The 13,095-nt window shown below is 44.5% G+C and carries 8 protein-coding genes and 2 pseudogenes; all 10 read left to right on the top strand.

The genetic code is table 11. The annotated features are described in order from the left end of the window. Positions 1 to 167 precede the first annotated feature (167 nt). The 10 genes and pseudogenes from CRI63_RS18505 to cadA all read left to right on the top strand — a co-directional run bounded on the left by CRI63_RS18505 (position 168) and on the right by cadA (position 12,895). Positions 168 to 905: an RNA polymerase sigma factor FliA gene (locus tag CRI63_RS18505; RefSeq protein ID WP_130224613.1), complete on the top strand. Its 738-nt coding sequence runs from the start codon at positions 168 to 170 to the stop codon at positions 903 to 905. A gap of 237 nt (positions 906 to 1,142) precedes the next feature. Further along, positions 1,143 to 2,036, top strand: a complete 894-nt coding sequence (gene motA, locus CRI63_RS18500; RefSeq protein ID WP_130224440.1) for a flagellar motor stator protein MotA — start codon at positions 1,143 to 1,145, stop codon at positions 2,034 to 2,036. Further along, a complete protein-coding gene (gene motB / locus CRI63_RS18495) occupies positions 2,033 to 3,016 on the top strand; it encodes a flagellar motor protein MotB (protein ID WP_130224438.1) in 984 nt (327 codons plus the stop codon). The genes motA and motB overlap by 4 nt, the downstream gene beginning before the upstream one ends. A 1-nt stretch (position 3,017) precedes the next feature. Further along, entirely contained in the window at positions 3,018 to 5,036 is a 2,019-nt protein-coding gene (cheA, locus tag CRI63_RS18490) for a chemotaxis protein CheA (RefSeq protein WP_130224436.1), read from the top strand. A gap of 10 nt (positions 5,037 to 5,046) precedes the next feature. Continuing rightward, the gene (locus tag CRI63_RS18485; protein WP_130224434.1) at positions 5,047 to 5,556 is read left to right on the top strand and encodes a chemotaxis protein CheW; all 510 of its coding nucleotides are present in this window, start codon (positions 5,047 to 5,049) and stop codon (positions 5,554 to 5,556) included. A 43-nt stretch (positions 5,557 to 5,599) separates the two neighbouring features. Continuing rightward, complete coding sequence (locus CRI63_RS18480) at positions 5,600 to 6,220, top strand: hypothetical protein (protein WP_135520355.1); 621 nt, start codon at positions 5,600 to 5,602, stop codon at positions 6,218 to 6,220. A gap of 106 nt (positions 6,221 to 6,326) precedes the next feature. Continuing rightward, positions 6,327 to 7,121: a methyl-accepting chemotaxis protein gene (locus CRI63_RS18475; protein ID WP_135520353.1), complete on the top strand. Its 795-nt coding sequence runs from the start codon at positions 6,327 to 6,329 to the stop codon at positions 7,119 to 7,121. A 337-nt stretch (positions 7,122 to 7,458) separates the two neighbouring features. Continuing rightward, a pseudogene (gene cadC / locus CRI63_RS18470) lies at positions 7,459 to 8,989 on the top strand (lysine decarboxylation/transport transcriptional activator CadC). 363 nt (positions 8,990 to 9,352) lie between these two features. Beyond that, a complete protein-coding gene (gene cadB / locus CRI63_RS18465; RefSeq protein WP_130224430.1) occupies positions 9,353 to 10,684 on the top strand; it encodes a cadaverine/lysine antiporter in 1,332 nt (443 codons plus the stop codon). Between the two features lie 77 nt (positions 10,685 to 10,761). Then, positions 10,762 to 12,895, top strand: a pseudogene (gene cadA / locus CRI63_RS18460) (lysine decarboxylase CadA). Positions 12,896 to 13,095: the final 200 nt, after the last annotated feature.

Below are 13,095 nucleotides of genomic sequence, written 5' to 3'. Positions count from 1 at the left end.
AATAGTAAAATACATATCAGGATAATTATTAGGTATATAAAAGATGAATTTACCTTTGATTATTGAACTCCTGATATGTTTCACTTTAATCGCTTTTATCAGGCTATGTGATTGCCCGGGAATGTCGAATAATAAGCCTTCATTGCAATAATACGGAATATGGTAAAGTGAAGGGGTTATATAATCTGGCTGTAACATATAATAAGAGTGATTTATGGGCGCAATTTGGCGGATTGGTTCGCCACGAAGCCCTTAAATTGCAAGCTCGACTCCCTGCCGGTGTTGAACTGGATGACCTGATGCAGGCAGGTGCAATAGCAGTGATGAACGCAGTCGATCAGTTTGATCCCAGTATGGGGGTGAAACTGAAAGTTTTTCTGGCGCAGCGTGTTCGCTGGGCATTCATTGATGAACTGCGTGAAAATGACTGGGCGCCGCGCCGCATAAGACGAAAATCGCGTGAAGTTAGTGCCGCGATTGCCCGCGTGGAACAGCGAACCGGCAATGCAGCGACCGAACAGGAAGTCGCAGCGGAACTGGAAATGTCACTGCAGGATTACCAGACTGTTTTACAGGAAACAAACTCAAGCCTGATATGTTCGCTTGATGAGCTGATGGAAGATGGGGCTGAAGGGTTTGAACTTTCTGAATTTCAAACTGATGAGGAAAATCCTCTGAACGATATTCTGCGTAAGGATCTTATGCAGAAAATTAGCGAAGAAATTCAGTTGTTACCCGAGCGGGAGCAGTTTCTATTAAACCTGTATTATCAGCAGGATCTTAATATGAAAGAGATTGGCCTCTTGTTATCTGTGACAGAAACACGCATCAGCCAATTACACAGTCAGACAATCAAAAGATTAAGAGCACGGCTTGAAATGCATGCAGATATTAATCTGCAATAACTTGATGTCCTGAGGTTGGTCATTCAGTTACAGATATTATTATCTAATATGTGATTGTCGTACCTCCTGTACAGATATGCAACCATGAGCATTCGCCTTCGTGATTTTATTACCACGAGAGAAATTTCTCATTGTCGTTGTTTACGCTGCCGTCGGGATGTTCGGTAGTTTTTCATCGTAGTGAACATCTCTGTCAGCCTTTTTCATACCGGGCATGACCGATGGTAAGGAGCGAACATGCTTGTTTTATTAGGATATTTTGTAGTTTTTGTGACTGTGTTTGGTGGTTATGTCCTCGCCGGAGGATATCTGATGTCATTATATCAGCCTACCGAATTTTTGATTATCGCAGGTGCTGGTCTGGGTGCATTTATCGTTGGTAATAATGGCAAGGCTATTCGTTCAACTATAAAAACATTTCCTGTCTTATTCCGGGCTAAGGCACTTTATTCAAAAGAAATGTACATGGATTTACTGGCCATGATGTTTTTACTGCTAAGTAAAGGACGTCAAAAAGGGCTAATGTCACTGGAAAATGATATTGAAGATCCTGAAAGCAGTGATATTTTTTCCTCTTATCCCCGCTTATTGAAAGATAAAAGCGTGATGAATTTTATGGTTGATTACCTGCGGCTGATGATCAGTGGCAGTATGAACGCCTTTGAAATGGAATCTTTAATGGATGAGGAAATTGAAACCTGCGAAATGGAATATGAAACAACGGTTCACAGTTTGCAAACTGCAGGTGATGCTTTACCGGCATTCGGTATTGTGGCAGCCGTTATGGGGGTCGTAAACGCCCTGAGCGCAGTAGACAAACCCGCTGGTGAACTCGGCGCTTTGATAGCCCATGCGATGGTGGGAACCTTTTTAGGGATCCTGCTGGCTTATGGTTTGGTGCTTCCGCTGGCGTCTCTGTTACGACAGAAAAGTGCCGAGCAAATAAAAATGCTTCAGTGTATTAAAACCACGTTGCTGTCATGTATTCATGGTTCTGCGCCGCAAATTGCGGTTGAGTTCGGTCGAAAAACTCTCTTTACCAGCGAACGTCCGGGCTTTGCCGAGCTTGAGGAACATGTTCGCCAGGCGAAATATTCGGCCAATAATTCGTCCACAGGTGAGGCACCATGAAGAACAACGGGACCGGCAACATTGTTGTCGTAAGGCGCTCAGGGAATAAAAAAGAAGGTTTACATGGTGGCTCGTGGAAAATCGCTTATGCCGATTTTATGACTGCCATGATGTCCTTTTTTTTGGTTATGTGGCTGGTTTCTTCCTCCACGCCAGAGCAGCGTCATCAGCTTGCAGAGTATTTCAAAATACCTATCGGCGTCCCTATGGCCGAACATGGCGACAAAGATACTCAGAGCCAAAGTATTATTCCTGGCGGTGGCGAGGATGTTGTTCATCAGAATGGGGAAGTTCAGAAAGCTGTTTTGCAAAAGCAAGAAGATCATTTCTATTCGGGAAATAAAACGCTGAAGCATGCTGAGTCAAAGCTGCACGACATCATGAAGACGGATGCCCGTCTGAACAAATTCCGTTCAAATTTACGCTTATCGTTGACCCCGAATGGACTGTTGATACAGATAACGGACAGCCAGGAACGCCCGATGTTTAAAGTCGGTAGCTGGACACCGGAAACCTATATGGTCGGAATTCTGGAGGCATTAGTGCCTGTTTTGAACCAATTACCGAATCACATAATGGTAACCGGACATACTGATTCGTTGCCTTATGCCGGCGGTGAAGCAGGCTATAGCAACTGGGAACTTTCCGTTGATCGTGCTAACGCGGCGAGAAGAATACTTATTAATCATGGACTGGAAGTTGGCAAATTCTTACAGGTTGTCGGTGATGCTGACAGTATGAATCAGACCGGTACAGCGAAAGACGATCCCGTCAACCGTCGCATCAGTATCCTCGTGCTGAGTGAAGAGAAAGAAAAAGAAATTATGAACGAGGATAAGTTGCTTGACAGTGATGTGACAGCACAAAAACTCTCTGTGCCATCCAGTAAACCTGGTATTGCTCCATCCAGCAAACCTGGTACAGCCAACTCGCAGTTACACTCAGCGTCCGAAATTCCTGTTCAGGAGAAGACGAAATAAGATGGATATCAGCGATTTTTATCAGACTTTCTTTGATGAAGCCGATGAACTATTGGCAGATATGGAAGGGCATTTGCTCGAGCTTAATCCGCGAGCGCCTGATAAGGAAAGCCTGAACGCCATCTTCCGGGCCGCCCATTCGATTAAAGGCGGCGCGGGTACATTTGGTTTTACCATATTACAGGAAACGACACATATTCTGGAAAATATTCTGGATGATGCCCGCAGCGGAAAACTCCAGCTCAATGAAGGCATCATTAATCTTTTTTTGGAAAGTAAGGATATTATGCAGGATCAACTTGATGCATATAAATCTTCCCGCACGCCGGATGAGGACAGCTACCGATATATTTGTGAGGCGCTGAGACAGTTAGCCCTGGAATCCAAAGAGGGCTCTGTAAACAATAGTCATCAGGCCGAGCCGATAAAAGAAAGTAAAAAAGATACGGGAACGGGAGAAGATGTTTTAAAGATTACCCTCAAGGATCTAGGCGAAAAGGATTTCGAACCTCTTGTTGAGGAACTTAAGAATCTTGGCATGTTGCAGGATCTTAAAATTGAAAAAAGCAGCCTGCAGGCTCGTATGCTCACCACTACCGCTGCGGATGATATTCTGGCGGTATTATGTTTTATTCTGGAACCAGAACAAATCACGATTGATGTTTGTGATGAAGATTTTGTAGAAAATACCTGTCTGGATGCAGACGGTGTTGCGAAAGAAACAAACGATAATGGTTTTTCTGCGACAAACAGTTCCCCGATTGGCGCTGCGCCATCAAGAAAACTGCGTAGCGCCAGCGAATCCCGTAAACAAAGCACTGAATCCGGTAGTATTCGTGTCGCCGTAGAAAAAGTAGACCAGATAATTAACCAGGTCGGTGAACTCATTATTACCCAGACCATGTTGACACAGTTATCTGCGGGGCTGGATCCTGCTCAGTATGACTCGTTGATTAATAGTATTGCGCAACTCGAACGTAATGCCCGGGATTTACAGGCATCGGTGATGTCGATCCGTATGATGCCAATGGAATATGTCTTCAGCCGTTTTCCCCGTTTAGTTCATGACCTTGCTAATAAATTAAATAAACAGGTAGAGCTGACGCTGTGGGGCGGTTCTGCGGAACTGGATAAAAGTTTAATCGAGCGAATTATCGACCCGCTGACTCATCTGGTACGCAATAGTCTGGATCACGGTATTGAGCCGATTGATGTCAGGCTAGCTAATGGTAAACCTGCTACCGGTAGCCTGACGCTATCGGCAGAGCACCACGGCGGTAATATTGTTATCGAAGTCGTGGATGATGGCGCCGGGCTCAACAGAGAAAAAATTCTAGCTCGCGCTCATGCGCAGGGCGTCGCTATTAGTGATAACCCCAGCGATGAAGAAGTCTGGATGCTCATTTTTGCAGCGGGTTTCTCCACAGCAGAGAAAGTTACCGATGTTTCCGGTCGTGGCGTTGGTATGGATGTCGTGAAACGAAACATTCAGGATATGGGCGGCCATGTGACAATCCATTCTGAACAGGGGCGCGGAACCACTATCCGAATAATATTGCCTCTGACGCTGGCTATTCTGGACGGCATGTCTGTACGCGTTGGGGCTGAAATTTATGTGCTCCCTCTTGGCGCGGTGATGGAATCACTGATGTTACTGGAAATGCCGCTAAACAGAATGTCCGGCGGTGAGTTGGTATTGAAGGTCAGAGAGGAATATCTGGCCCTCATCGAGCTGAATCGTCTTTTCGGTATCCAGAGTGATTTACAGAGTGTAAATGAAGGTATTGCGGTCGTCGTGCAAAGCGCAGGTATTCGCTATGCACTACTGGTGGATCAACTGATTGGCCAGCATCAGGTCGTCGTCAAAAATCTCGAACAAAACTATCGTAAGGTGCCGGGAATTGCTGCCGCCACTATTCTGGGGGACGGCAGCGTAGCTATGATCCTGGATGTTGCTGCGCTTTATTCCAGAACATCAATGACGCCTGCAATAGTGGATTCCGGCAAGGTTCTCAATTAAGGGAAACATTATGAAACTCACAGATAATGATAAACAATCGGCAAAAGAAAATGTCGGTAATGAATATTTGATTTTTACTCTTGGGCAAGAAGAGTATGGAATCGAAATATTAAAAGTACAGGAGATTCGCGGCTACGAACGCGTTACGCGCATTGCGAATACCCCTGATTTTATTGCCGGTGTGACAAACCTTCGCGGTGTTATAGTGCCTGTCGTTGACTTTCGCGTTAAATTTCATCTCGACACTGTCGCATTTGATGAAAACACGGTCGTTATCGTGTTAAGTTTTTCTAACAAAATCGTTGGGATAGTGGTCGATGGTGTCTCTGATGTGCTCTCTTTATCACCCGAACAAATTCGTCCGGCACCTGATTTTAGTGGCGCAAAACTAGCGACAGATTACTTGCTTGGCTTAGGCACGCTTGATTCCAGAATGCTTATTCTTGTCGATATTGAAAAATTGCTTAACAGCGAAGAAATGCAATTGGTTGAACGTACAGCAGAAGTATCAGTTGACTAAAATGTTGCTTTAGTAATTTTCATGCTTACAGGTCAGGTGCATAATGATTTTTTCATCAAAAATCAGCGAGAAGCTCAGGTTTTTACCTGACTCATTATCTCTAAAAACAACGTTTATTATTGCCGTTTCTTTTGTTGTTTTACTCTTCACTATGTCAAATATTATAACGTTATATCACTTTATTGAGATTAAGAATAACGTTTTCAGGTTAACGACAGGTTTAGATCAGATCAATAAATTATCAAAGACACGGCAAGCGCTTGAACTTGTCTTTGAAGAATGGGATTACCGTGACAATAGTAAATCCATGCATAACATGGAGTCTGCTAAAAATTATTTTCATGAGTATCTGAATATAATTTCTGATGATACTAAAGTTGGTTCGAAATCCACTCAGACAGTCAGTAATGCTTTTGCAAATGTTGAAAAGGCGTTTAGTTCGGGTCGACTGAGTGAAGTGCAAAAAGAGGTCGATAATTTTGTTATTCAGGAAAATGCTCTGGATGATTATGTCTATAAATATGATGAACCTGAAGCTAAGGACATTATTAACTGTCTGATAACTGACTCTTATTATGTTAGTATACTCTCTTTTGGTTTTTGGATAATATTATCGGTTGTTGGCTGGCTATGGTTAAAAAATAAAAGTATTCTCACGCTTTGAATACATTAAAGAATGCTTTTCTTTAATTTCTAATGGCGAGCTTAATCATACCTTAGACATTGGTCAGAAAAACGAAATTGGCGAGGTTATTGAGCAACTGGACAGCATGCGGCTCAATTTAAGCAACATCATTACAACGTTTAAAAATTCAATTGTGCTAATTAGCGACAGTACTGATGAAATGGCGCATGGCAACAGCGACTTGTCGAGTCGTACTGAGGAGCAAGCGAGTGCATTACAGCTTACGGCTGCCAATATGGAAGAGATTAGTACAACGGTAGCGCATAATGCTGACAACGCCAAAAGAGCTAATGAATTCGCCAGTGCCGCCAATACGACGGCACAGGAAGGGGTAACGGCAGCGCAAGAGGTTACGGAAACCATTCATACCATCGAACAGAGCGTTAAAAAAATATCTGAAATTAACAAAGTCGTGGATGATATCGCTCGTCAGACATATATCCTGGCGCTTAACGCTGCTGTTGAAGCGGCAAGAGCCGGAGATCATGGGCGTGGATTTGCCGTCGTTGCCAGTGAAGTGCGGCATCTTGCTCAAAACAGTGCCAGTGCAGCAAAAGAAATCAATAAACTGATAACGACAGCCGTTGAGCATGTCACTATGGGCAATACGCTTGCCTCCAATGCGGGTAAGACGATTAATGAAATGGTGGTTGCCATTTATGATGTCAACAACATTATGAATGATATCTCACTGGCGTCAGAAGAGCAGAGTAAGGGAATTCAGCAGGTTGCGTATGCACTCACAGAAATGGACAACGTGACGCAGCGTAATAGCATATTGGTGGGAGAATCAGAAATCATTGCGCTGAGTCTGCATGATCAGGTCAGACAATTGCAGGAAATGATCTCTTTCTTTAAACTACCGACTAATCCTTTTTGATTACCTTCTATGAACTTCAGATATAGCATTCTGACAAGGTGCTATATCTGAATCGTCGTCGATAACTACGATTACTATTCCTGGTTCTCTCGCTACAACTCCTGGTCTGTACTGGTTGATTTTTAGCAGTGTTCTTAATCTATTTATATAGGATTAATATAAATGTTTTTATATTAGTCAGGGTAAACACCTGACTTAATCTTATTAAATTTCTTAAATTAGTTTCTTTTTGCTACAGATTTAACTTATTTTGAGGTTAATAATATGGAAACAGATGCAACAATTGAAGAGGGTGTTAATATCTGCATATAACATGCCGTTTTTGGAGCTAATTTTTATGCAGAAACCTGTCGTTCGAGTGGGCGAATGGTTAGTCAGCCCTGATGTTAATCAAATCAGCCGAAATAGACGGCGAATAACACTCGAACCGCGATTAATTGATCTTCTGGTTTTTTTGGCTCATCACCCCGGTGAAGTCCTTACACGCGATGAGTTGATTGACCATGTATGGAAGCGAAATATAGTCACCAGCCACGTTGTGACGCAAACTATTTCTGAGTTGCGTAAGTCATTAAAAAATGACGATGATGATGAGAATAATGAATATATCATTACTATCCCTAAACGTGGATATAAACTCACCGCGCCGGTAACATGGTGCGCTGAAGAAGGGGAGGTGACGGCATCCTTATCCCCTGAACAGCCCGACATTGTGTCAGATACGCCGCTACCGACCAATACTCCCATCATTACCGCGCCTCGATTATCTGACAATCAACTGCGTAAATATCATCATCTCCGTGTTTTTATCGTTTGGGCTATCTTTTTACTGGCTGTGCTTAGTTGTGTATTTATGGTTGCAAAAACAGCAATTAAATCTAATTTAACGACGACCAATACTCAGGTTCTTCTGAACCCACTTGATATAGACATCCACCTTGTTAACGGAAATGCATGTAATAACTGGAATTTGCAGCTTTTTTTATGCTGTTGGCTTAGGAAGCCTGGTGACATCTACGCTTAACACATATTCTAATTATATGGTGCATGACAAAATAAACTACAGTGGCCATGTTTCGGGAAATTCAGGGAAAACGTTAACGCTGGAGTTTCTCAATCAACGTCACTATCGCGCACAGCAATGTTTTATGTCTGTCCGCCTGGTCGATCATGCGAACGGCGAGGTTATGCTGGATAAACGTTACTTCATTACGGGGTCTAATGAGGTTGCGATCCAGAATGATTTACTGAGCAATTTATCATCGGCGCTCTCGCTATCCTGGTCAGACAAAATGACGGAAATGATGAGCCATTATCAACCCATTAAAAGTCAGTCTCTGGCACATTTTTTTGAAGCACATCAGTTGTTAATGCAGGGGGATGCTGCATCGCTAAACAAAGCCAGTGAAATCCTCGAAGACGTGGCGAAACAGTCCCCGGAATTTACCTATGTTAATGCTGAAAAAGCATTGATCGATATTTTTCGCCATACGCAGCAGTTGCTTGATGACAAACAGCTTAAAACGTTATATGCCTCGATGGAGAAAATTCGTAACAGCCCAGGGATCAAGGATTCAGCGATTTACTATCAGATTAAAACTGTCGATTTGTTAGATCGTGGCAACGTGGAGGAGGCGTATCAGGCAATTAATCTTGGTATCAGAAATGAACTCTCCTGGCTAAACTATATCCTGCTGGGAAAAGTCTACGAAATGAAAGGCGAAAACCGTCTTGCTGCTGATGCCTATATTACCGCATTTAATTTGCGTCCTGGTGAAAACACGCTGTACTGGATTAAAAACGGAATATTCCAGACATCGCTAAACCGCATCGTACCCTACCTTGAAAATTATTCTTCAGTAGAATAAATGAAGCCTTATCATATTTTTTCTTAAATAATATGATAAGGCGTTTTTTTCATGTCATCAGTCACCGTATTTATATTTTACGTAATCCATCATAAGTCAGAAAAACTACGGTTTTACCCTTAAGGAGATTGCTTTAACTGGTTGATAATCAATAAAATTTATCTTTTCATGATAACCGTAGATAATCCAGATAACCTTTATGATTCTCTAAAAAACATCATTTATATATCGTTTATTGTTTATTCATTTTATCTTTAGGACTTCATTCTCCTGAATTAGTACCCTTTTCTGTAGTCGGCCAGTTTGCAGCGTTGTTTACATGTTGACTTGTGCCTTGAATATTAAATCCAGGAGAGTGAAAATATGAGTTCTGCCAAACAGATCGGGCTATTTGCCTGTACTGGCGTGGTAGCCGGTAATATGATGGGAAGCGGGATTGCATTATTACCCGCGAATCTTGCCAGCATTGGTGGTATTGCCATCTGGGGATGGGTTATCTCTATTATTGGCGCGATGTCGCTGGCTTATGTTTATGCCCGCCTGGCGACAAAAAACCCGCAACAAGGTGGCCCAATTGCTTATGCGGGGGAAATCTCTCCGGCATTCGGATTCCAGACGGGTGTTCTTTATTATCACGCTAACTGGATTGGTAACCTCGCAATTGGTATTACCGCGGTTTCTTATCTTTCTACCTTCTTCCCTGTATTAAATAGCCCAATTCCAGCCGGTATTGCCTGTATTGCTATTGTCTGGATCTTTACCTTCATCAACATGCTTGGTGGTGCCTGGGTTAGCCGTTTGACAACTATTGGCCTGATGCTGGTACTGATTCCTGTCGCGCTGACTGCTGTTATTGGCTGGCACTGGTTTGATCTGGCGACTTACCAGGCAAACTGGAACACCTCCGGTACGACCGATAGCCGCGCTGTGATTAACAGTATTCTGCTCTGCCTGTGGGCTTTCGTTGGTGTTGAATCTGCTGCGGTGAGCAGCGGCATGGTGAAAAATCCAAAACGCACCGTTCCACTGGCAACTATGCTCGGAACGGCAATGGCCGGTCTTGTTTATATTGCTGCGACTCAGGTTCTTTCCGGTATGTTCCCTGCAGACCGCATGGCAGCGTCTGGCGCTCCGTTCGCCGTTAGCGCCGCGACCATGTTTGGTGGCTGGGCCGCGCCAGTGGTTTCTGCCTTTACCGCGTTCGCCTGTCTGACTTCCCTCGGTTCCTGGATGATGCTGGTTGGCCAGGCGGGTGTCCGTGCGGCAAACGACGGCAACTTCCCGAAAGTTTATGGTGAAGTTGACAGTAACAACATCCCTAAAAAAGGCCTGTTGCTTGCAGCGGTGAAAATGACCGTCCTGATGGTGCTGATAACCGTGATGAACTCTACCGGTGGTAAAGCTTCTGACCTGTTTGGCGTGCTGACCGGGATCGCAGTGCTGTTGACCATGCTCCCTTACTTCTACTCCTGTGTTGATCTGATTCGTTTCGAAGGCGTCAACCTGCGCAACGGCGCCAGCCTGGTTTGTTCAGTGCTGGGTTGTGTCTTCTGCTTCATCGCTCTGTCAGGCGCCACGTCCTTCGAGCTGACCGGTACATTTATCGTCAGCCTGATAATCCTGATGTTTTACGGTCGTAAATTGCACCAGCGCGAACATGCCGCTGACGACGTTAACGGCATAGACACCCACTAATTCCCTTCCTTTATCTGTGCTCCTCTCGTTCTCCCACAACGAGACGGGAGGAGCCTGTTCTATCAGGAGATATAAATATGAACGTTATCGCGATAATGAATCAGATGGGTGTTTACTTCAAAGAAGAGCCTATTCGTGAGTTGCATTGCGCCCTCGAAAAACGGGGCTTCCAGGTTGTCTATCCAAACGACCGTGAGGATCTGCTGAAGCTGATTGAAAATAATGCTCAACTTTGCGGCGTGATCTTCGACTGGGATAAGTACAATCTTGCGCTGTGCGAAGAAATCAGCGCCATGAATGAGTACATGCCACTGTATGCGTTTGCAAATACTCACTCTACCCTGGATGTCAGCCTGAACGAGCTGCGTATGCAGGTGCGTTTCTTCGAATACGCGCTGGGCGCGGCGGAAGATATCGCCTTAAAAATCAAACAAAACACTGACGAATATATCGATACCATTCTGCCGCCACTGACCAAAGCCCTGTTCAAATATGTTCGTGAAGGTAAGTACACATTCTGTACCCCTGGTCATATGAGCGGTACGGCATTCCTGAAAAGCCCGGTCGGTAGCATTTTCTATGACTTCTTTGGTGCAAACACCATGAAGTCAGACATCTCCATCTCGGTATCTGAGCTGGGATCTCTGTTGGATCACTCTGGTCCGCACAAAGAAGCGGAAGAGTATATTGCTCGCGTGTTCAACGCTGAACGCAGCTATATGGTCACCAACGGTACGTCAACCGCTAACAAAATCGTCGGTATGTATTCCGCTCCGGCGGGCAGTACTGTGCTGATTGACCGTAACTGCCACAAATCGCTGACTCATCTGATGATGATGAGCGATATTACGCCGATCTACTTCCGCCCGACCCGTAATGCTTACGGTATTTTAGGCGGCATTCCGCAGAGCGAATTTCAGCATGAAACCATCGCCAAACGCGTGAAAGAAACGCCGAATGCCACCTGGCCTGTACATGCTGTTATTACCAACTCGACTTATGACGGCCTGCTGTACAACACCGACTACATCAAGAAAAACGCTGGACGTAAAATCCATCCACTTTGATTCCGCCTGGGTGCCTTACACCAATTTCTCGCCAATTTACAAAGGTAAATGCGGGATGAGCGGTGGTCGTGTTGAAGGTAAAGTGATTTACGAAACTCAGTCTACGCATAAATTGCTCGCGGCGTTTTCTCAGGCATCCATGATCCATGTGAAAGGGGATGTCAACGAAGAGACGTTCAGCGAAGCCTATATGATGCACACCACGACTTCACCGCACTACGGTATTGTCGCATCGACGGAAACTGCGGCGGCAATGATGAAAGGAAATGCCGGTAAGCGTCTGATTGATGGCTCTATTAATCGTGCAATCCGGTTCCGTAAAGAGATTAAACGCTTAAAAGGTGAATCAGAAGGTTGGTTCTTTGATGTCTGGCAGCCAGAGCAGATTGACCAGGTTGAATGCTGGCCGCTCAATTCTGACAACGGCTGGCATGGTTTCCAGAACATTGACAACGAGCATATGTATCTGGACCCGATCAAAGTCACTCTGCTGACGCCGGGTATGACGAAAGACGGCACGATGGACGATTTCGGTATTCCGGCGAGCATTGTGGCGAAATACCTTGATGAACACGGCATTATCGTTGAGAAAACCGGTCCTTATAACCTGCTCTTCCTCTTCAGCATTGGTATCGATAAAACCAAAGCTCTGAGCCTGTTGCGTGGTCTGACCGAGTTCAAACGCGCCTTTGATTTAAACCTGCGTGTGAAAAACATGCTGCCGTCACTGTATCAGGAAGATCCTGAATTCTATGAAGACATGCGTATTCAGGAGCTGGCGCAGAATATTCATAAACTGATTTCTCACCATAATTTGCCAGATCTGATGTATCGCGCGTTCGAAGTTCTGCCTGAAATGGTGGTAACGCCGTATCGTGCATTCCAGAAAGAACTGCATAGTGAAGTGGAAGAAGTTTATCTGGATGACATGGTCGGTCGCGTGAACGCCAATATGATCCTGCCGTATCCTCCGGGTGTACCGCTGGTGATGCCTGGCGAAATGATCACCGCTGAAAGCCGTCCGGTACTGGAGTTCCTGCAGATGCTGTGTGAAATTGGCGCGCATTATCCGGGCTTTGAAACTGATATTCATGGTGCGTATCGCCAGCCCGATGGCCGTTATACCGTGAAGGTACTCAAGTAATTAAAGTGACAAGTTGATATAACAGTTTATTTCCTTCTGTCTTATATCGATCCATTGGAAGGGGCCGGTGAATACATGCTGTCGTTCACCGGCTTTATTTTTTTCCGCTGCCCATATCTGTTTTTGCACTATTCTTAATATCCATCTATTATTTTATGGCCTCACAACTAAGGTTAAATCCTGATGGTTTTCTTTTTCGT

Source organism: Escherichia sp. E2661 (assembly GCF_004745185.1).
Lineage (GTDB): Bacteria > Pseudomonadota > Gammaproteobacteria > Enterobacterales > Enterobacteriaceae > Escherichia.
The sequence above is the reverse complement of the archived record's forward strand: the minus strand, read 5'-3'. Positions and strand labels throughout refer to the sequence as shown.

Bases quoted from the DNA above. Each gene is read 5' to 3' on its own strand.
- motA (WP_130224440.1), top strand. From the start codon at position 1,143: ATGCTTGTTTTATTAGGATATTTTGTAGTTTTTGTGACTGTGTTTGGT.
- motB (WP_130224438.1), top strand. From the start codon at position 2,033: ATGAAGAACAACGGGACCGGCAACATTGTTGTCGTAAGGCGCTCAGGG.
- cheA (WP_130224436.1), top strand. From the start codon at position 3,018: ATGGATATCAGCGATTTTTATCAGACTTTCTTTGATGAAGCCGATGAA.
- CRI63_RS18485 (WP_130224434.1), top strand. From the start codon at position 5,047: ATGAAACTCACAGATAATGATAAACAATCGGCAAAAGAAAATGTCGGT.
- CRI63_RS18480 (WP_135520355.1), top strand. From the start codon at position 5,600: ATGATTTTTTCATCAAAAATCAGCGAGAAGCTCAGGTTTTTACCTGAC.
- CRI63_RS18475 (WP_135520353.1), top strand. From the start codon at position 6,327: ATGCGGCTCAATTTAAGCAACATCATTACAACGTTTAAAAATTCAATT.
- cadB (WP_130224430.1), top strand. From the start codon at position 9,353: ATGAGTTCTGCCAAACAGATCGGGCTATTTGCCTGTACTGGCGTGGTA.